16 protein-coding genes are annotated in these 18,966 nt (G+C 65.4%); 6 read left to right on the top strand and 10 right to left on the bottom strand.

The features are described 5' to 3' along the window. Positions 1-100 precede the first annotated feature (100 nt). Entirely contained in the window at positions 101-1,354 is a 1,254-nt protein-coding gene (locus AC1VV3_RS04930; RefSeq protein ID WP_431566753.1) for a BamA/TamA family outer membrane protein, read from the bottom strand. Between the two features lie 77 nt (positions 1,355-1,431). Continuing rightward, positions 1,432-2,424, bottom strand: a complete 993-nt coding sequence (locus AC1VV3_RS04925; protein ID WP_431566754.1) for a SphA family protein — start codon at positions 2,422-2,424, stop codon at positions 1,432-1,434. A 259-nt stretch (positions 2,425-2,683) separates the two neighbouring features. On the opposite strand from AC1VV3_RS04925, the gene AC1VV3_RS04920 reads away from it, so the two are divergent. The 3 genes from AC1VV3_RS04920 to AC1VV3_RS04910 all read left to right on the top strand — a co-directional run bounded on the left by AC1VV3_RS04920 (position 2,684) and on the right by AC1VV3_RS04910 (position 5,965). After that, positions 2,684-3,376: a DUF3313 family protein gene (locus AC1VV3_RS04920; protein WP_132263524.1), complete on the top strand. Its 693-nt coding sequence runs from the start codon at positions 2,684-2,686 to the stop codon at positions 3,374-3,376. A 190-nt stretch (positions 3,377-3,566) separates the two neighbouring features. After that, positions 3,567-5,099, top strand: coding sequence for an arylsulfatase (locus AC1VV3_RS04915; protein ID WP_134093193.1), 1,533 nt, complete (start codon positions 3,567-3,569; stop codon positions 5,097-5,099). Then, complete coding sequence (locus AC1VV3_RS04910; protein WP_465128123.1) at positions 5,099-5,965, top strand: acid phosphatase; 867 nt, start codon at positions 5,099-5,101, stop codon at positions 5,963-5,965. The genes AC1VV3_RS04915 and AC1VV3_RS04910 overlap by 1 nt, the downstream gene beginning before the upstream one ends. A gap of 6 nt (positions 5,966-5,971) precedes the next feature. Here the strand turns inward: AC1VV3_RS04910 and ligD are convergent, their stop codons facing one another. From ligD to AC1VV3_RS04870, 8 genes are all read right to left on the bottom strand, one after another. Next, positions 5,972-8,506, bottom strand: a complete 2,535-nt coding sequence (ligD, locus tag AC1VV3_RS04905) for a DNA ligase D (RefSeq protein WP_431566968.1) — start codon at positions 8,504-8,506, stop codon at positions 5,972-5,974. A 2-nt stretch (positions 8,507-8,508) separates the two neighbouring features. Next, positions 8,509-8,988 carry an MgtC/SapB family protein gene (locus AC1VV3_RS04900; RefSeq protein ID WP_431566967.1) on the bottom strand — a complete coding sequence of 160 codons (480 nt, stop codon included), beginning with the start codon at positions 8,986-8,988 and terminating at the stop codon, positions 8,509-8,511. Between the two features lie 3 nt (positions 8,989-8,991). Beyond that, positions 8,992-9,972, bottom strand: a complete 981-nt coding sequence (gene ku, locus AC1VV3_RS04895; RefSeq protein WP_431566966.1) for a non-homologous end joining protein Ku — start codon at positions 9,970-9,972, stop codon at positions 8,992-8,994. Positions 9,973-10,044: 72 nt separating this feature from the next. After that, positions 10,045-10,356: a hypothetical protein gene (locus tag AC1VV3_RS04890; RefSeq protein ID WP_243654096.1), complete on the bottom strand. Its 312-nt coding sequence runs from the start codon at positions 10,354-10,356 to the stop codon at positions 10,045-10,047. A 131-nt stretch (positions 10,357-10,487) separates the two neighbouring features. Then, the gene (locus AC1VV3_RS04885) at positions 10,488-11,447 is read right to left on the bottom strand and encodes a glutathione S-transferase family protein (protein WP_431566965.1); all 960 of its coding nucleotides are present in this window, start codon (positions 11,445-11,447) and stop codon (positions 10,488-10,490) included. A 95-nt stretch (positions 11,448-11,542) separates the two neighbouring features. Beyond that, on the bottom strand, positions 11,543-11,827 hold the full coding sequence (locus AC1VV3_RS04880; protein ID WP_431566964.1) for a DUF3325 domain-containing protein: 285 nt from the start codon (positions 11,825-11,827) through the stop codon (positions 11,543-11,545). Next, entirely contained in the window at positions 11,824-13,386 is a 1,563-nt protein-coding gene (locus AC1VV3_RS04875; RefSeq protein ID WP_134093186.1) for a PepSY-associated TM helix domain-containing protein, read from the bottom strand. Before AC1VV3_RS04875 ends, AC1VV3_RS04880 begins: the two co-directional genes overlap by 4 nt. After that, a complete protein-coding gene (locus AC1VV3_RS04870; RefSeq protein WP_431566963.1) occupies positions 13,383-13,724 on the bottom strand; it encodes a hypothetical protein in 342 nt (113 codons plus the stop codon). Before AC1VV3_RS04870 ends, AC1VV3_RS04875 begins: the two co-directional genes overlap by 4 nt. Positions 13,725-14,031: 307 nt before the next feature. Here AC1VV3_RS04870 and AC1VV3_RS04865 point away from each other — a divergent pair, with 307 nt between their 5' ends. The 3 genes from AC1VV3_RS04865 to AC1VV3_RS04855 all read left to right on the top strand — a co-directional run bounded on the left by AC1VV3_RS04865 (position 14,032) and on the right by AC1VV3_RS04855 (position 18,965). Next, positions 14,032-14,556: an RNA polymerase sigma factor gene (locus tag AC1VV3_RS04865; protein ID WP_279388316.1), complete on the top strand. Its 525-nt coding sequence runs from the start codon at positions 14,032-14,034 to the stop codon at positions 14,554-14,556. Beyond that, on the top strand, positions 14,556-15,530 hold the full coding sequence (locus AC1VV3_RS04860; protein ID WP_431566962.1) for a FecR family protein: 975 nt from the start codon (positions 14,556-14,558) through the stop codon (positions 15,528-15,530). The genes AC1VV3_RS04865 and AC1VV3_RS04860 overlap by 1 nt, the downstream gene beginning before the upstream one ends. Before the next feature lie 225 nt (positions 15,531-15,755). Next, on the top strand, positions 15,756-18,965 hold the full coding sequence (locus AC1VV3_RS04855) for a TonB-dependent receptor (RefSeq protein ID WP_431566961.1): 3,210 nt from the start codon (positions 15,756-15,758) through the stop codon (positions 18,963-18,965). Position 18,966: the final 1 nt, after the last annotated feature.

The following is an 18,966-nucleotide window of genomic DNA, read 5'->3' as shown; positions in this document are numbered from 1 at the left end:
TTTGCGATCATTGCCTTGGCAGGAGCAAAAGTTGATCGGGGAAAGTCCCTAGCCGCCTCGTGAAATGCCGCTATCCGCCTCCTCCGTGAGGCGGCGTCGCTCAGAACGCCTCGCCGATTCCGAAGTAGATGGCCTGTGAATCCCGACCCATCGCGATGTCGAGCCGCAAGTTCGTGCCGGTCTCTGGCGAGGCCTTGTAACGCAGGCCCATGCCCACGGCGGGCAGGAACTTGCCATGGTCGAGATCTCCGAGGCTGTCTCCGATCCCGCCGATCCCGCCGAACAGGACCCCGCCGAACCTGTCGCTCATCTGTTGGCGCCATTCGATTTGCGCGGTCCACATCGCGCGGTCGCGGTAGCGGCCCATTTCGTATCCCCGAAGGTCTCCGTTCTGGCCGTACATGCACAAGTCGTAGAACGGAGCGCCCTTGGATACCGCGCAAAGGCTGCCGTGGATCGCGAGCGTGCCGGTGGAGGTCGCCGGGAAGTACCCACTGGCCGCGAACTGCCAGGTGTTATAGGAAAAATCGCTGCCCAGCGCGTCCATGTTGAAGACGCCGACGAGCGTGACATTGGCGCCCTTGCGCGGTGCGAACTGGTTGTCGCGGCTGTCGTAAGTCACGGCCGGGCCGATGCCCGAAGTCTGGCTGTCGAGCAGGTTGCCCGGTAGATTGAGATCTGGAAAGAGCGGATTCTCGCGCTTTATCCGCGAGTTCACCTTGAGAAAGCGATAGCGCGCGCCGACGTAGAAGTGCTCTGCGATCTCGTATTGCCCCTGGGACAGGATCATGGTGCCCCGGTCCTCCAGGTCCACCGAGATGTCGCGGTCGCCCGCATTGGCGCCGATGCCGTAGAACTGCATGTTGATGTCGGCATAGCCGCCGAAGAGCAGCACCTTGAAGCGGTCGTCGTCCAGCGACATGCTGTGCACCGCGCCAGCGCCCCAGCTCTTGTTGGTGGTATAGAAGGCACCGCCGCCGGTGACCCAGGGCTGGCTGGAGCCGTTGGGGTTGTAGAACAGCACTCCCGCCACGGTGAGCCCGGCCCCGACCGTCGGGTTCGACATCGGAATGGGAACGACCAGCAGGTCGGGTTTCATCTTCTTGGCGGCGGGAGGTGCCGGCGGCGCGGCTGCCGATGCGGCGGCGTCGCCGGTTGCAGGCCGGTCGTTCTGGGGGGCGGACAGCGAAGTCGTCGCGATGACGGTGTCGTTCGCCATCTGCTGTACCGGCCGGTCCTGTGCCAGGGCGGGAAAGGGAAGCCCGGCCAGCAGCAGCGTCGCCAGCATCGGGGCAGACCGGAGCGGGGCCGCGGACAGGGGCCGAGGGGGCGTGGCATCCGGCCGCTGCTGCATGGTCGGCTCTCCTTCTGGATGGGCACACGTCTTGCGGCGCAGCGGCGACCGGCAAGACGCGGCCGATCGGTGTCCGGTCAGTTCGTCGCGGCGGCCGGCGGGAAGATCTTGAGCGGCAAGGTCAGGCTCAACATGCCCGCGGTCCCCTCCTGACGGCGGCGGGCGTCGAATTCCTGGAATACGCGCACCCGGAAGGTGGCCGGGCTGCGGCCGAGGATCAGGTTATAGGCAGCCGTGCCGCCCAGCGCCGCGACCCGACCCTTGTTGGGGCCGAGCACCGCACCTTCGCCGGTATCGCCGCTGATCTGGTCGTAATAATAGCCGACGATCCCGGCGGAGAATTTCTCGGAAAAACTCTTCTCCACCGCGGCTTCGACATGAAGCTCGTTGCCGGTGTTGTAGTCGGTGACCTTGTTGTTGCCATTGAAAGTGACACCGGCCTTGGCACTGACGTCCCAGCCGGAATCGGTGTCGTGCCAGCTCGCTGCCAGCGAGGCGTCGCCGGCCCAGCGGTGAAACGCGATGTTCGCCAGCTCGCCTTCGCGGTAGTGGCCCACCGGGATATTCACGAAGCCGCCGACCTGCAGGTAGAACTTGTCCCACTTCCAGCCGAGCGACATGTTGGCGAGGGGGTCGCCGATCGCCAGGGTATTGTCGGTGCGGGAGCGGGTGATGGACTGTCCGCCGGGCCCGGCGACGATCACCGAGGCATCGACGAACGGCGCGGCCAGCGGCAGCGAGCCGCCAAGGGCCAGGGTGCCGCCCAGGAACTTGGTGGAGGGTACCCAGACCAGGGTGGTGAACTGTGCCGCCACGAAGGAGTCGAGGCCCAGCGCGACATTGCCGCCCACGACAAGGCTCTTGTCGGCCGCGATGTCGCCGCCGTAGAAATACATCGTGTCGTCCACGAAGATGCCTTCGACGGGCGGCTGAACGGCGGCGGCCGGGCCGCCGGATCCCAGCAGGTAGATGCTGGTGCCGCCTTCCGAGGCCTGGGCCGTGCCTGCGGCCTGGCTGCATCCCAGCGCCAGGAGACTCCACAAGACGTGCCGGAAATTGACATGGGGCATGTACCGCTCCTGATCCTCTGACAGGTCGAGGAGAGTGCGGCAGGCGGGCCGGGAGCTGAATCGGGGATTACCCCCGGATTGCCCGACGCATGCCCGGGTGAACGGGGCGGGAGCGGGCAGGACGGGAGTGGGCCGTCGCTGGAGGAGCGGAGTAGTCCCGCGCAAAGCCGGTAATGGTCCCGATGTGCGCGCCGCCGCGCTGCGGATAATGTCCTGCGAAAATGTCGGGACCCGAGACCGGGAACAGAGGAGACTCAAGATGCGCGCGCGCTTGTCCAGATATGCCGTCCTGCCCCTTCTGCTCGCTTGCGCCGTGCCCGCCCTGGCGGCCAAGGCGCCGGACACCTGGGACGGGCTGATGCATGTGAAATCAAGCAAGATCGAGACGGTCTACCTTCAGCCCGATGCGGACTTTCGCGGCTATACCAAAGTCATGATCGACCCGGCGGAAATAGCCTTCCGCAAGAACTGGCAGCGTGAGCATGGCTTTGCCGAGGACAGGGGGCGCCCCGTCTCCAACGAGCAGGCGCGGGATATCCTGGAGCAGGCGAAGACCGGCTTCCACAAGCTGTTCGTGGAAGCTTACCAGAAGGCGGGATACCAGGTGGTGGACCAGCCCGGCTCCGATGTGCTGCGGCTGTCCACGGCGGTCGTCAATCTCGACGTGGTCGCCCCGGACCCCATGACGGCGGGCCGGTCGTGGACCTTTTCCCGCGACGCCGGGGGCGGCACGCTGGTGATCGAGGCGCGCGATTCGCGCACCGGTGCCTTGCTCGGCCGTGCGGTCGATTCCCGCAGCATGGAGGACAGCCGGGCCTACTTGCGCAACACCGTGACCAACACGGCGGACTTCGAAGACCTCTTCGCTCACTGGGCCAAGCTGAGCGCTGCGGGCCTTACCGAATTGAAGAGCCTCTCGCCCATCAATGCTGAGGGGATGTCCAAGAAATAGCGAGAATACTGGAAAATAAAAGGTCCGGTCCGAAGCGTGTTCGTAACGTTGTTTGCGCGAGTGATGGGCTGGATAGGCAATATCCACTCCCCTAGGATGCAAAACAACTTGGTATCGGGTGAAACCCGGATGGCCGAATCGGCCCGCCTTCACGACCATTGCGGTCCTATCGTGCAGAAGGATGCCTATCATGCCGAATGGAAAGCCGAACATCCTGGTCATCTGGGGTGACGACATCGGAATCAGCAATCTCAGTTGCTATACCGACGGCCTGATGGGCTATCGAACGCCGAACATCGACCGGCTTGCCAGGGAAGGCATGAAGTTCACCGACAGCTACGGCGAACAGAGCTGCACTGCGGGGCGCTCGTCCTTCATCACCGGGCAGAGCGTGCTGCGCACCGGGCTCTCCAAGGTGGGTATTCCCGCCGCGCCCACCGGCATGAACGAAAAGATCGTGACCATCGCCGCGCTGCTCAAGGAGCAGGGCTATGCCACCGGGCAGTTCGGCAAGAACCACCTGGGCGACCTGAACCACATGCTGCCCACCAATCACGGTTTCGACGAGTTCTTCGGCAACCTCTATCACCTCAATGCCGAGGAAGAGCCCGAGATGGAGGACTATCCGAAGGACCCCAAGTTCAAGGAACGTTTCGGCCCCCGCGGCGTGATCCACAGCTGGGCCACCGACAAGGACGATCCCACGGAGATGGAACGCTGGGGCAAGGTGGGCAAGCAGAAGATCGAGGACACCGGCCCGCTCACCAAGAAGCGCATGGAGACCTGCGACGACGAATTCGTCGCCGCGGCGCTCGATTTCATCAAGCGGCAGGAGGCGGACGACAAGCCGTGGTTCGTGTGGCTCAACACCACGCACATGCACATGTTCACGCACCCCAAGCCGGAGAGCAAGGGCCAGGCCGGTCGCTGGCAATCCGACTATCACGACACCATGATCGACCATGACAAGAACGTCGGCCAGGTTCTCGATGCTCTCGACGACATGGGCATCGCCGACGACACGTTCGTCATGTATTCGACCGACAACGGCCCGCACCGCAACTCCTGGCCGGATGGTGGCATGACCCCGTTCCGCAGCGAGAAGAACACCAATTGGGAAGGCGCGTTCCGCATTCCGATGATGGTGCGCTGGCCGGGCAGGATCGAGCCCGGCTCGATCTCCAACGGCATCGTCCAGCACCACGACTGGCTGCCCACTTTCCTGGAAATGGCGGGCGAACCCGACATCGTCGAGAAAGTGAAGAAGGGCCACCAGGCGATCGGCCGCACCTACAAGAACCACATCGACGGCAAGAGCCTGCTGGGCCACATCACCGGCAAGGAAAAGGACAGCCCGCGCAACTTCTTCTTCTACATCAGCGACGATGGCGACATCCTGGCGATGCGCTACGACAACTGGAAGCTGGTCTTCCTGGAACAGCGCTGCCCGGGAACCATGCAGGTCTGGGCCGAACCCTTCACCCGGCTGAGACTGCCCAAGATGTTCAACCTGCGGACCGATCCTTACGAGTTCGCGGATATCACCTCGAACACCTATTACGACTGGTTCCTGCACAACGCCTACTTCATCTATGCGGCCCAGACCGGCGCGGCGATGTTCGCGGAGACGTTCAAGGAATTTCCGCCGATCCAGCGTCCCAACAGCTTCACCATCGACGACGCCATCGCCAAGATGGCCGATGCCGCTGCCGGTTCCAGTTGATGGGGAGCGCGCGCCTTCCGATCCTCCTTTCGGCACTGGGTGCCGCCGCGATATTCGTATCCGCGGCGGCCCAGTCGCCCCAGGGAACCACTGCCGGTCCGGCGCCCGTGCAGACGGGCGCCGGACCGCCCAGCATCACCGCCAAGCTGCCGCCGGGCATGCCGAAAGGCTACCTCTCGCTCTCGCAGCTTCCGGATAGCCTGGCACTCCTGCCGCCGCCACCGGCAGAAGGATCGGCCGCGTTCGCGCGGGACGAGGAAACGGACAAGGCCATGGCCCGGCCGAAAGACAGTCCGCGCTTCATCCAGGCGGCGAGCGATGCCGATCTCAAGCCGGCGCATGCCTTCCAGGCCTTTGCCTGCGCCGCCGGCGTGATACCGGATGCCAAGCGCACGCCGGTGCTCTACCGCGTGATGAGCAAGGCGATGATCGACATCGGACTCTCCACCTACAAGGCCAAGGACCACTATCGCCGCGTGCGGCCTTTCGTGGCTCACGGCGACACGACCTGCTCACCGCAGGACGAAGCCGTGCTGCGCACCGACGGATCCTATCCCTCCGGCCATAGCGCGCTGGGCTGGGGCTGGGCGCTGATCCTGGCCGAACTCGTGCCCGATCGCGCCGATGCCATTCTCCAGCGCGGCCGTGATTTCGGGGACAGCCGGCTGGTCTGCAACGTCCATTGGGCAAGCGATGTCGATGCCGGGCGACTGATGGCGGCGGCCACGCTGGCGCGGCTCCATGCCGAGCAGGCGTTTCGTGCCGACCTCGACGCAGCGCGCGCCGAACTGGCCAGGACCGGAACGAAGCGCGCGCCGTCCGTAGAGGCATGCAGCACGGAAGCCGCGGGGCTTCGGCTGCAATAACGCGCGTCAGAAGTTCGGCAGGGGTTGCTCGGCAAAGCCCCAGCCGCGCAAGTCGGCTGCGTGTTCGATCAGGGCTTCGGCATCGTCGATCGAGAAGGGATGGGCGTCCTTCATTCCGTCCAGCTCGTCCCAGGAGATCGGAACCGCCACCGGCGCTCCGGCGCGGGCACGGGCGGAATAGGGCAGGACGGCGGTGCTGCCGCGCTGGTTGCGCAGCCAGTCGATGAAGATCTTGCCCTTGCGCTTGGCCTTGCTCATCGTCGCCACGAAGCGGTCCGGTTCGGCCGTGCTCAGGGCTTCGGCAAACCGCCGGGCGAAGTCCTTGTGGCTGTCCCAGTCATGGCCGGGCGTCAGCGGCACCACGACATGGACGCCTTTGCCGCCCGACAACATGGCGAAGCTGACCAGGCCGATATCCGCAAGCTGGCGGCGCAAATCCTGCGCGGCGCGGCGGCAGTCTCCGAAGTCCAGCCCTTCGTCGGGATCGAGGTCGAAGATCAGCCGGTCCGGCTTCTCGACGGCGTCCGCCCGCGATTCCCAGCCGTGGAACTCGATGGTCCCCATCTGCACGCAGGCGACCAGCCCTTCGGCGTCGTCGATATAGAGGTAGTCCTCGCTGCCGCCGTCCTTCTCGCGGATCGGTACGTGAGAGACGTGAGGGCCGAACGAGCCGCTGTCGTGCTTCTGGAAGAAGCATTTCCGGGCGCGACCCTGGGGGCAGCGGACGAGGCTGATCGGCCGGTTGGCGGCGAAAGGCAGCATGAGCGGGGCCACCGCGGCATAGTAATCGGCAAGCTGGCCCTTGGTCTGGCCGGTTTCCGGGAAGATCACCCGGTCCCGGCTGGATATTTCGACGTCGATCGCGGCCTTGGGGGCGGACTTGGGCATTTCGGGGGTGACCTCCTTCGCCGGCTTGTCGCTGCGCAGGCCCAGGAAACTGGCGTGACGCACACGCCCTTCGGCGGTGAATTCGGCAAAGGCGATCTCGGCGACAAGCTTCGGCGTTACCCAGGTCGCGCCGCGCGCTTCGGTCCGGTCGGCTTCCACCGGCGCGGTCTTGCGGACGAGCGGTGCCAGCCGGGCCGCCAGATCGCCCAGGGTGTCGCCGTCGAATCCGGTACCCACTTTGCCGCGATAGACCAGCTTCCCCTTTTCGTACTGCGCCAGCAGCAGCGAGGAAAACGGCCGTCCCTTCGCACTCGATCGGCTCCATCCGACCACCACGAATTCCTGCCTGCGGGTACATTTCACTTTGACCCAGTTGCGGGTGCGGCGGCCCGCATAGGCGGCGTCGATGCGCTTGGCGATCACGCCTTCCTGGCCCGCCTGGCACATCGCCGCGTAAAGCTTTTCGCCCGCGCCGATCACATGGTCTGCCACGAAAAGCGGGGATCGGGCATCGGCCAGCAGCGCTTCCAGCCGCTCCTTGCGCTCGATATTGGGGAGCGGGGCCAGGTTCCGCCCATCGAGTTCGAGCAAGTCGAAGGCGTGGAATTCCAGTTTGTCGCCGGGTTTCTGGCTGCCGTGTCCGCGCTTGAGCACGGCCTGCAGGTTGGAGAAGCTGGGATTGCCGTCCGGTCCCCGTGCAATGATCTCGCCGTCGATCAGGGTGGGCGGAAGGTCGAGCGCGGCGAGAGTGTCTACAAGCGGGGCGAACTTGTCGCTCCAGTCGAGGCCGCTGCGGGTATAGATTCGCACGGTATCACCGGCGAGGGCGGCGAGGGCGCGGTAGCCGTCGAACTTGATCTCGTGCATCCACAAGTTGCCGTCCGGCACGGCATCGACGAGCGTGGCCAGCTGGACTGCGCGAAACTTCGGCGGGGCGCCTTTGGCCCGGCCGCCGGGCCGCCGCTTCGCTGGGGGCCTGGCCGTCTTGGCAGTCTCCGAATTGTGCTGCGCGGCGTCGTCCATGGCATCGGCGAAGGCCTTGCCCTTCTTGCCCTTGAGCGACTGGGTGCCCGCCTTGTCCGCTGCGATCTCGGCCATGGTGCGGCCGGTGAGCACGCTTTTCAGCCCTTCCTCGACCAGTTGATCGCCGGAGACGGCATGGCCGTCGCTGACCTTGCGCAGCAGCCAGTTCTCGCGCTTCTCACCGGGGCGGCCCTTCATCCGCACCAGCAGCCACTCGCCCTTCATCCTCTCCCCGTCGAGCGTGAAGTGGAGGTGTCCTTCCTCCAGGTCCTTCGCGCTCTTGCCCGCGATCGGCGCCCAGGTGCCTTCGTCCCAGAGCATGACGGTGCCGCCGCCATATTCGCCTTGCGGAATGTTGCCTTCGAAGCGGGCGTAGGAGAGGGGGTGATCCTCGGTACGGACGGCCAGCCGCTTGTCCTCGGGATCGGCGCTGGGGCCCCTGGTCACGGCCCAGGACTTGAGCACACCGTCCACTTCCAGCCGGAAATCCCAGTGCAGCCGCCGCGCGGCATGCTTCTGGACGATGAAGATATTGCCCGCTTCGCTGTTCTGCCGCTTGCCGGCCGGCTCGGCGGTTCGGGCGAAGTCCCGCTTGCGGTTGTATTCGGCGAGAGGGTCGGACTTGGCCATCCTTACCGTTCCTTACCGGGCGAAGGATGCCGCCGGTCCCAGCGCGCCTCCACGAAATGCAGCGCCGTCACCATGACCAGGCTGACCAACACGCCGATGGCCACCAGCGGCCACTGCCCGGCGCCGCAGGCGATGCCGATGATCGCGGTCAGCCACATATGCGCGGCTGTGGTCAGGTTGCGCAGGCGCCCGCGGGAAAACACGATCAGCCCGGCTCCGATGAAGCCCACGAAAGCGCCGGTCGCCTCGAAGATGCGCAAAGGGTCCATGCGCGGTCCGTCGAGCTGGAAGTAGAGGGCTATGATGGAAGTGGTCATCGTGGCCGCCGCCACGCAGACCAGTCCGTGCGTACGCAGGCCGGCCGGATGGCCGTGCCACTCGCGGTCGAGGCCGAGCAACAGGCCGACCACGGCGGCAACGCCAAGCCGCAGCAGAACCTCGGAATCGATCGCATGGAGGGGGATCGCCGGGTTGAGTTCCATGGCTCAGGCGCGCTTGCGGCTTCGCGTGGTCGTGGTGCTCGTGGTCTTCGCGGTCTTGGCCGGGCTCTTCGTCGCCGCCGGCTTCTTGGCGGCAGGCTTCTTCGCCTCGGCCTTCTTGGCAGGCGCCTTCGCCGTGGAGCCCTTGTCCGCTGCGGACTTGCTCGCAGGCGCCGCTTTCCCCGTGCGGCTGCCGCTGTCGCCGACCGACTTCTTGAGCGCGGCCATCAGGTCGATGACATTGCTCTTGCTGCCGCCCGATGGCTCCTCGACGTCCTCCAGCACGCGCTTGTTGCTTTTCGACTTGGCCTTCTTGTCGATCAGCCGGTGAAGGGCATCGATATAGCGATCATGGAATTCGGCGGGGTGGAAGGGCGCGCTCTTCTTCTCGATCAGCGTGGTCGCCAGGTCGAGCAAGTCGGCGTCGGGCTTATCCTCGCCGATTTCGCGGAAATAGCCCTGCGCCTTGTGGACTTCGTCGGCGTAGCGAAGGACTTCCATCACCAGCCCCCGCCCGCACGGCTTGATCGAGACGAGTTGCTCGCGCCCGCGCACCGCCAGTTGGCCAAGCCCTACCTTGCGGCTCCGGCGCAGCGCCTCGCGCAGGACGACGTAGGCTTCCTCGGCAAGATCGTCCGCGGGAACGACGAAGTAGGGCTTTTCGTAATAGAGCACGTCGATGTCGCCCGCGTCCACGAACTGGACCAGTTCCAGCGTCTTGCGGCTCTCGATCTTGACGGCTTCGATCTCTTCCTCGTCGAGCAGCACGTAGTTGCCCTTGGAGATTTCATAGCCCTTGATGATCTCGTCGCGATCGACCGGGCCTACGCCGGGCGCGACTTTCTCGTAGCGGATGCGCTTGCCGCTCGGTTCGTGGATCTGGTGGAACGAGATGGCGGCGCCGGACTTGGTGGCCGGGTAGACCTCGATGGGAATCGACACCAGGGCGAGCCTGATCTGTCCTTGCCAGTATGCGCGTGCGGCCATGGCCCGTTCCTTCCTCGCCGATGAGAAAGGCGCGGGCCCCGGGTTGGTTCCCGGCAGCGGTCCGGAGGGACGTCAGCCGACGACGATGGCGCTGATCCGGTGGAAGAAGGGGTGATGCGGCGTGGCGCCGTGGGCCACCTGGGTGAACATCCCGTCGCCCAGGTTGGGCAGCTTCGATTCGACCCCGCAGACTTCCTCGCCGCCGCGCACGTCGATATGCGCGTGGAGCTTGCCGTCGAACTCCAGGCCGATGTCGACCGCATGCGGGAACTCGGCGCTCAGCACTTCCAGCACCCGATTGAGCCGGTCGGTCAGCGAATCTTCCGAGGAGGCATTGGGAAGCGAGGAACCGTCGATCGAGTAAAGGGATGCATCCTTGCGCATGGGGGGCGCCTCCTAAGAATTTCCGGAAGGGATAAGATCGGAAGGGTACTGGGCTGATCGGCCTCCAGCTTACCTGTTTTCCCGTAACAGGAAACACCGCAGTTTCCCCGAGCGACGCGGTCCGTCCCGTTTCAGGCTGGCCCGCTGCCGCGGCCATGCGGGCTGTCCAGATCAAGTATCGGGCCGGACGGGACAATCCCGGTGGGATTGATCGTGCGGTGGCTCTCGTAATAATGGCCCTTGATGTGCTGGAAGTTTACCGTGCCGGCCACGCCCGGCGTCTGGTAGATGTCGCGCAGGAACCCCTGCAGGTTGGGATAATCGAATATCCGCCGCAGGTTGCACTTGAAGTGGCCGACGTAGACCGCATCGAAGCGCACCAATGTGGTGAACAGGCGGATATCGGCCTCGGTCAGTCTGTCGCCCACCAGATAGCGATTGCGCGACAGGCGATCCTCCAGCCAGTCCAGCGAATCGAACAGCGGCTGGACGGCTTCCTCGTAGGCGTCCTGGCGGGTCGCGAAGCCGGCCTTGTAGACGCCGTTGTTGACCGTGTCGTAGACCCGGGCGTTCACCGCATCGACCTCCGCGCGCAGGGCTTCGGGGTAGAAGTCTCCCGGCGCCGCGCCCAGCCCGTCGAAAGCCCGGTTGAACATGCGGATGATCTCGGAGGATTCGTTGTTGACGATCCGCCCGGTCTTCCGGTCCCAGAGCACCGGCACGGTCACGCGGCCGCTATAGGCCGGATCGGCGGCGGTGTAGACCTGGTGGAGGAAGCGGGCCTGGTGGATCGGGTCCGGGATCACCCCGGGTGCCGGATCGAAGGTCCAGCCCTTTTCCAGCATGAGCCAGTTGACCACCGAAACGGAGACCAGTTCCTCCAGCCCCTTGAGCGCGCGCACGATCAGCGTGCGGTGCGCCCAGGGGCAGGCGAGGCTGACATAGAGGTGATAGCGGCCGGGTTCGGCGGCGAATTCCCCGTCCGCCGTCACCCGGTCGCGAAAAGCGGCGTCCTTGCGGACGAAACGGCCGCCGGTGGATTCGGTGTCGTACCAGACGTCATGCCATTGACCGTCGACCAGCATTCCCATGGATGGCTTCCCTTTGTGCCCGGATCGCGCCGGACTGCCGCCCGCCGCTTCATACCTTCAGGACGTCCGGACGCGGTGTTTGTGCCCGTGGGATGTCAGTTCTTTCGCGAGGCGCCGGTTTTCCAGCAGAGCCAGGCCACGTTGAGCCAGGCGCCCATCGTCAATTGCCCGGCCCAGGCGACCAGCGCATAGCCGAAGCCGAAGACAGCAATGTCGATCGCGAGGACCAGTCCCACCAGAGACCAGCCACCGGTCCGCGCCAGGCGGCTCTCGCGCTCGGTCAGGGCGCGGCCGGCAAAGTCGCGCTGGTGGCGCTTCATCGAAAGCGCGAGGGCGGTGAAGGCAGCAGCGGAGAGGAGGACGGCGAGAAGGTGGATCATGCGGCCATGGCCTCCGGGGTCTTGCGCCGAACGGCGCGGGGGCCTTCCGCCCGCTTGCGCGCGGCGCGGCGCGCGCCCTTGGCGAAGCCGGCGGCCAGCACCAGCATCACCAGGTCGAACGAAACGAACAACCAGTCGCCCGCAAGGAGGCTGGCGGGCAGTCCGCGCGAGGTGGTCAGGGCGTTCACCACCGGCACGGCAGCGAACAGCGCGGCGGCGAGGCCGAGCGCCTCGGGCCAGGCCCGCGCCGAGGGGCGAACCACCGCCCAGACGAAAACCGCCAGCCAGGTGAGAAACAGGCTGTTGATCTCATGATCGGCGCGTTCGGCCATGCTCAGGGGCAGGAGGCGGTTGGCCAGGAAGTAGGCCGCTATGCCGGCCGGGAAGCCCGCGACTGTGGCGATGTTGAGTTTCTCGACCAGGCGGAAGCCGAAGTGCGGATGGCTGGGATCGGGCAGCTTGGTGCGGCGCTTGACCGTCCAGAGCACCAGTCCGCTGCCCACCATGATCGTGCCGCCCAGGCCCGAGAGGAAATAGAGCCAGCGCAGGCCGTATTCGGCGTAGCGTCCCGCATGAAGGCCGATCATCACGCTTTCGGTGGCGAGCGCCGCGCCCTTTGCCATGCTGTGATCCGCCGGGCGGCCGGTGATGCCGTTGAAGGAGATTTCCTCGCCGCGCGAACCGATGGCGCCTTCCGATGCGCGGGCGATGTTGACCATGGCGGTGGAATCGCCGGGATTGGTGATCTTCACGTAGCCCACGCGCTTGCCGTCCCACGCGGCCGAAGCGGTGCGCATCAGCGGTGCCACGGCTACGAGAGGCGCAGGATTGCCGCTGCGCGCCACGTCCACGCTCTTGCCGAAGACGGCGTCCTGGAACGCCGTACGGTCGGCATAGTTCGCGGCAATGCCCCAGGGCATGTACATGATCGCCAGCGTGACCAGGCCGGTGAACGTGATCATCAGGTGGAAGGGCAGGGCGATCACGGCCGTGACGTTATGCGCGTCCAGCCAGGAACGCTGGCCCTTGTTGAAGCGCAGCATGAAGAAGTCGGCGAAGATCTTCTTGTGCGTGATGATCCCGGACAGGATCGCCACCAGCATGAACATCGCCGCCACGCCCACCAGGTAGCGGGCCCATAGCACCGGAATGTAGTGCAGGTCGAAATGGAAGCGATAGAGGAAGTAGCCGCCGCGCGTGTCGCGGGTGGAGACTTCGCGGCCGCTCTGGTCCAGCACGGCGCTGGTGTCCGCGCGCTTGCCGCGCTTCTGGCCTTCGGCCGCCTGCCAGTAGACTTGCGTGGTGGCACTACGGCTGTTGGGCAGGGAGATGTACCAGCTCGTCGCATCGGGCGCGGTGCGCTGGAGGAAGCGGACGGCGCCCTCGGCCGAAGTGACCGGATCGGCGCTGCCGGTGATCTCCGGCTGCATCCAGCGCGTGATCTCGTCCTGGAAATAGGCCGAAGTGCCGGTGGCGAACATGGCGAACAGCAGCCAGCCCAGCAGCAGCCCCGTCCAGGTATGGAGAAGCGCCATCGACTGGCGCAGACCTTCCTTCACAGCCGGCCTCCCATGCCGAGCGAGAGCCAGAGAGCTGCCCCCAGCACGCCGCCGGAGAGCGCCAGCCAGAGCCAGAGCCGCGAAACGGAGCGCAGGCCGAACGCGAAGAGGGCGATCGCGGCGAAGATGGCGAAGGAAAGCAGTGTGGCGGTGACGCTCGCCTCGGCGGGATTGACCGCCAGACCGTGCGCCAGCAGTCGCGCCAGGCAGGCCGTGGCCAGCGAGGTGACCAGGTAGTTCGCCGGAACCGCTGCGACGATGCGCGACGCGACGTTCCAGCGGCCGATGCGGCGGCCTGCGGGACCCGTCGTTCTGGCATTCGCGGCACTCTTGGCCATGCTCGTTCTTCCCCCGAGAGCAGGATATTGCAACTCAATCGCAAGAATGGCCGGTAATTTCGGCGGGCTCCGGAGTCAATGGTTCAGAATGGCGAGGCGTCTTTGGAAGCGCCATTGGGACGGGAGGATGCGGGGCGGGCAGGGCGGGTGTGCGGGGTTTCGCGCTGCCGGCGAGAGGGTTGGTGCGCGCGTTAAGAGCGCTTGCGCATGGGGATTTCCTCAAACCGTCATGGTGCCCGCCTAGGCAGCGCGCGCCGGACTTTGGACGGCCGGGCGCAGGGTGGAAAAAATCGTGTTATCGAATGCCATGGATCGTCCTGCGGCGCCGCCGCAGGACTGGAATGCAGTGAGGTCCACGCTTCTGCGCTACCTCCGTGCGCGAGGGGCGCGACCGGACGTTGCGGATGACGTGGCGCAGGAAACGCTTGCGCGCCTGATCGCTCTCAGCCAGACGCAGCAGATAGGCAGCCTTTTTGCGCTGGCCTTCAGGATCGCGGACAACCTGATGATCGACACGCGGCGCCGGGAAATGCGCCAGGAGACGCAGCACTCTGATGACGTTGACGACGAATGGGAAAGCGACGACCCCTCGCTCGACAGGATTCTCGATTCGCGCCGGGCGCTCGACGTGCTCTCGCTCTGCCTGCGACGGATGCCGCCGCTGCGCCGCGAAGTCCTCATCCGCAGGCGCCTGAATCATGAAAGTTGCCGTGCGATCGGCGAAGATCTCTCGATGAGTGCGAAGGCAGTGGAAAAGCATATCACCCGTGGCCTGCTGGATCTGCGCGCGGCGCTCGATCGCGCCGGTGTGGACTTCGCGGAGTTCGCCTGATGACGGCCCAGAGGCAGGAATTCGACGTGATCGACCGGGAGGCCGCTGAATGGGTCGACCGGATGAACCGTCCGCTGCATGACGCTGAAGTCGCCGCCGAGTTCGATCGCTGGATCATGGGCGATCCGCGCCATGTCGAAAGCTATGCGCGGCACCAGGCGCTCTGGCAGTCCGGCAGCTTGCGCAGTGCCCTGGAGGCCGCCGAAGCCGCGCCCGACGATTTCGGTACGTTCGAGGATGAGGCCGTGCCGAATTGGGCCGGGCAGGCGTGGAAGCAGTTCGCGGGCTTCGCGGCCGTGGCGCTGTGCCTGGTGGTCGTGCTCTCGATGGGCGCCCGCACGCTGGTGAGCGAATCGAGCTATGCCGCCGCCCGCGGTACCTCGCGCGAAGTCGTGCTGCCGGACGGATCGAAAGTGCGCATGAGCGGCGGGACCCGGATGGACGTGCGCATCACGCCCTGGTCGCGCGAAGTCGCGCTCCAGAACGGCGAGGCCTTCTTCGATGTGGCGCACGAGAAAGTCCGCACGTTCTCGGTCAACGCGGGCGATTCCCGCGTGACCGTGCTGGGGACGGCCTTCGACATCGACCTGGTGGACAGCCAGACGCGGGTGGTGCGCGTCTATCGCGGCCTGGTCAGCGTCGATGCCGGGGCGGGACGGCAGTGGCGGCTTCCCGCAGGCAACGGGATCGAAGTCGGCGGCGGCCGGGTGCGCAGCCTGGGCGACGTGCGCGGCGATCATCCCGGCTGGATCGACGGCTGGTTCGACGCTGACGACACCTCGGTTCAGCAGTTGGTGCAGCGCATCAATCGCGGTTCGGACCTGCCGGTGGTGCTGGCCGATCCGGGATTGGGCCAACTGCTCGTGACCGGGCGGTTTCAGACCTCCGATCCCGAGATGGTGCTGGAAGCGCTGGCGGCGATCCACGATCTGCAGTGGCGCAAGGAAAAGGCGCGCTACGTCCTCTCCCATTGAGTTCGTTTGCAGGACGCCGGTCTCAGGCGTTCTGCGGCGGCGCGGCCAGGCCCGCTCATGTCATCGTCTCGCCATGTGGGCGGAAGGCTGAGCCGGGGGGCTTGCTATCTTCCGCTGTCATCAAGTTTACTTGATAACGTAATGAAAATGTAAGAAAAAATAATTGTCGGGATTGGTTGTCTGCCTGCGTCTTCCCCCCGAATGCCTGATCCAACGGGGGATATGATGTTTCGTTCAAGTAAAGCCCTGGCCCATGCCTCGGCATTGGCCATAGCGCTGGCAACGGTCGGGGGCGGCCTTGCCGCGCCGGTCGCCGAGGCGGCTACCACGCAGTACAGTTTCACCATTCCGGCGCAGGACCTGGGCCGCGCGCTTCAGGAGTTCTCGCGGGTCACCGGCATGCAGGTGGCCGCGGCGCCGGATGCGGTGCGGGGGCGCCGCAGCACGGCCCTGTCGGGCAAGATGAGCGCGCAGCAGGCCCTGTCCCAGCTCGTGCGCGGGGCCAATGTCGAAACCCAGCTTCGCGGCAGCACCGTGATCCTGCGCGCCCGTGCTGCCCGGCCCCGTCCGGCCGCGGTCGCTCCCGCGCCGGCGCGCCGGGCTGCCCCGGTCGCGACTGTCGCCGCCGAAGAGCCTTCCGGGGCCGGCGACAGTGAGATCGTCGTCACCGGCTATATCGAGGCGGTTCAGCGTTCGCTCGACATCAAGCGCAAGAACGACACGGTTTCCGACACGGTCAGCGCCGACGACATGGGCAAGCTGCCCGCCAACAACATCTCCGAGGCGCTGGCGCGCCTTCCCGGCGTCAATGCCGTGCGCAGCCCGACCACGGGCGAGGGCGACCGCATCACGGTGCGCGGCCTCTCGACCGAGCTGAATAACTATTCGATCAACGGCGTGCGCCTTGGCGGTGCCGGTTCGCGTGACAACAACTTCTACCGCGGCGTGCGGCTCTCGGTCCTGCCGCCGGACGGCATCAAGCAGATCACCGTCTACAAGACCCTGACGCCGGACCGCGACGGCGACGCGCTGGGTGGCTCGGTGGACATTTCCACTCCCACCGCCTTCGACCAGACGCCGATGTATGCTCGCCTCTCGGCCGAGGGCGGCATGCTCGACAAGTACGATCATCGCAAGTCGGGCCAGGTTTCCGGCGCGCTTTCGCGCCAGTTCAACGATCATTTCGGCATCTACGTCTCGGGCAGCTGGAGCCGGCGCAAGTCGCAGTTCGAGCAGAACGGCGTGGACGGTGATAACCAGCCGGATACCTGGTACGACAACAGCGAGACGCTGGGCTGGGATCCCAACCGCTTCGTGATGCGCGGCATGGACCTGGGCTTCGGCGAGACCGACGTGAAGCGCTGGGGCGCCAATACCAGCATCGACTATCGCTCCGACGACCACGACTTCCACTTCCGAGGGCAGTACAACAAGTACCGCAAGGACGAATTCCTCAACCGCCTGAACTTCCGCAACGATACCGCGAAGAATTCGACGCGGCTGGTGCAGGTGGACGTGGCCGATACGACGCTGCTCCAGCCCGAAGACAGCATCGTCGGTACCGATTCCAGGCTGGGCCGCATCTATGGCTATTCGCTCGGCCAGATCGTCGACCAGGACGGCGACGGGCTGATCACGGATGCCGACCGCAAGGGCAAGTCGTTCTACAGCCTCAACGGCGGTTCGGGCACCTGGGACCCTCAGGGCTTCCGCCTGCGCCGCTTCTGGGAAGGTTCGCGCGAGACGGGGAGCCTGGCTTCGGCCAACCTCGGCGGCATTTCGCGCGTGGGCGAACTGACGATCGACTACGACGTGTCCTACTCGCAGTCGGAGGACAATCTCGACGACGGCTACACCCTGGAGTTCCGCAGCGACAAGTACGGCTGGCTGGGCAATCAGGGCGTGCTGTTCAGCAGCAGCGAGGATTCGCGCTTCCCCAAGTGGCTGCTCAATTCCGCCGGTCTGGAAGCGGTGCAGGACCCCTCGCAATACGACTTCAGCAGCCTCGAAGGCGAAGTGGGCGGAAGCAGCGAGAAGCTGTGGCAGGCCCAGTTCAACCTCGAATGGAAGCCGGTCGATTCCTGGGTGGAATCGTTCAAGACGGGCGCCAAGTTCTACAATTCGCGCCGCCGCACTTATCAGGGCTCGTTCCTGAATCTCGAGGCGGACGGCACCCTGGCGGACTTCTCCGAATTCTACGGCAAGGATGTGAACAGCCTGTTCGGCGGCGCCTATAGCGGCCTCTATCGCCTGGGCACGACCATCGACAACCGCAAGATGCTGGCCGAACTCCAGCGCGCCGAAGATGGCGACAGCGAGATCTTCGACGGTTTCGCGGTCGACCCCAACGACGCCGAACTGTCCAACGAGGACAGCTTCCGCTTCAACGAGCGCGTGATCTCCGCCTATGCCATGGGCACGGCGCGCTTCGGCCGCGCGCAAGTGATCGCGGGCGTGCGCATGGAAGCGACGCGCAACACCATCGACGCCTGGAACATGGACCTGATCCAGGGCGAGCGCTTCGTTTCGGACAAGTCCAGCTTCGTGAACGTGCTGCCCTCGGTTCACGTCAACTACGAACTGGACAGCCGCACCAAGCTGCGCGGCGCGGTCTGGACCAGCTTCGCGCGTCCCGACATCGCCCGCATGAGTTCGGCGCGCGAATATGGCTACGACACCGATCCCGATGGCGACGGCGAGGAAAACCCGATCTCGCAATGGGTGCTGACTTCGATCGCCCAGGGCAATCCGAACCTCAAGCCGATGCGCTCGCTCAACCTCGACATGTCGCTGGAGCACTACGCCGGCAATACCGGGGCCTATTCGGTGGCGCTCTACTACAAGCACATCGAGAATTTCCTGTTCCGCTCCTCTTCCAGCAACATCCGTGACGGGACGCTGGGCGAGAACGTCGATCCGACCGGCGTGGCGATCTCGATGCCGAACAACGGCAAGTGGGCGGAAGTCTACGGCATGGAAATCAGCGGCCAGCAGCTCCTGCACTGGCTGCCGGGCATTCTCGGTTCGCTGGGCGTGGGCGGAAACCTTACGTTGCAGCGCTCGAAGGCGGTTACGGGGCTTTCCTGGCACCCTGAGGGCTACACCCTGCCGCTGATGGAAACGCCCGAGACGATCGCCAATCTCCAGCTGTTCTGGGAGCGCAAGGGCTGGGAAATCTACGGCGCGTGGAACTACCAGTCGAAATTCCTCGGCGGCATCCAGGACTTCGGCAACAATCCCTATGAGCAGGCCTATAGCTTCGTGGACCTGACCTTCCGCAAGACCTTCCTCAAGAAGTCCTCGGTGCAGCTCCAGGTCCAGAACCTCTTCGACTCGCATACGTATTGGGAAACCGTGTCGTCGGGGACCGGGGCGAGCCGCGCCTACATCAAGAACGGGCGCAGCATCACGCTCGGCCTCAACCTGATCTTCTGAG

The organism is Novosphingobium sp. BL-S-34, assembly GCF_056857015.1.
This window is presented reverse-complemented; position numbering and strand designations above follow the sequence as displayed.

Excerpts from the sequence above, each read along its gene's own strand:
- AC1VV3_RS04930 (WP_431566753.1), bottom strand. The coding sequence starts at position 1,354 with ATGCAGCAGCGGCCGGATGCCACGCCCCCTCGGCCCCTGTCCGCGGCC.
- AC1VV3_RS04925 (WP_431566754.1), bottom strand. The coding sequence starts at position 2,424 with ATGCCCCATGTCAATTTCCGGCACGTCTTGTGGAGTCTCCTGGCGCTG.
- AC1VV3_RS04920 (WP_132263524.1), top strand. The coding sequence starts at position 2,684 with ATGCGCGCGCGCTTGTCCAGATATGCCGTCCTGCCCCTTCTGCTCGCT.
- AC1VV3_RS04915 (WP_134093193.1), top strand. The coding sequence starts at position 3,567 with ATGCCGAATGGAAAGCCGAACATCCTGGTCATCTGGGGTGACGACATC.
- AC1VV3_RS04910 (WP_465128123.1), top strand. The coding sequence starts at position 5,099 with ATGGGGAGCGCGCGCCTTCCGATCCTCCTTTCGGCACTGGGTGCCGCC.
- ligD (WP_431566968.1), bottom strand. The coding sequence starts at position 8,506 with ATGGCCAAGTCCGACCCTCTCGCCGAATACAACCGCAAGCGGGACTTC.
- AC1VV3_RS04900 (WP_431566967.1), bottom strand. The coding sequence starts at position 8,988 with ATGGAACTCAACCCGGCGATCCCCCTCCATGCGATCGATTCCGAGGTT.
- ku (WP_431566966.1), bottom strand. The coding sequence starts at position 9,972 with ATGGCCGCACGCGCATACTGGCAAGGACAGATCAGGCTCGCCCTGGTG.
- AC1VV3_RS04890 (WP_243654096.1), bottom strand. The coding sequence starts at position 10,356 with ATGCGCAAGGATGCATCCCTTTACTCGATCGACGGTTCCTCGCTTCCC.
- AC1VV3_RS04885 (WP_431566965.1), bottom strand. The coding sequence starts at position 11,447 with ATGGGAATGCTGGTCGACGGTCAATGGCATGACGTCTGGTACGACACC.
- AC1VV3_RS04880 (WP_431566964.1), bottom strand. The coding sequence starts at position 11,827 with ATGATCCACCTTCTCGCCGTCCTCCTCTCCGCTGCTGCCTTCACCGCC.
- AC1VV3_RS04870 (WP_431566963.1), bottom strand. The coding sequence starts at position 13,724 with ATGGCCAAGAGTGCCGCGAATGCCAGAACGACGGGTCCCGCAGGCCGC.
- AC1VV3_RS04865 (WP_279388316.1), top strand. The coding sequence starts at position 14,032 with ATGGATCGTCCTGCGGCGCCGCCGCAGGACTGGAATGCAGTGAGGTCC.
- AC1VV3_RS04860 (WP_431566962.1), top strand. The coding sequence starts at position 14,556 with ATGACGGCCCAGAGGCAGGAATTCGACGTGATCGACCGGGAGGCCGCT.
- AC1VV3_RS04855 (WP_431566961.1), top strand. The coding sequence starts at position 15,756 with ATGTTTCGTTCAAGTAAAGCCCTGGCCCATGCCTCGGCATTGGCCATA.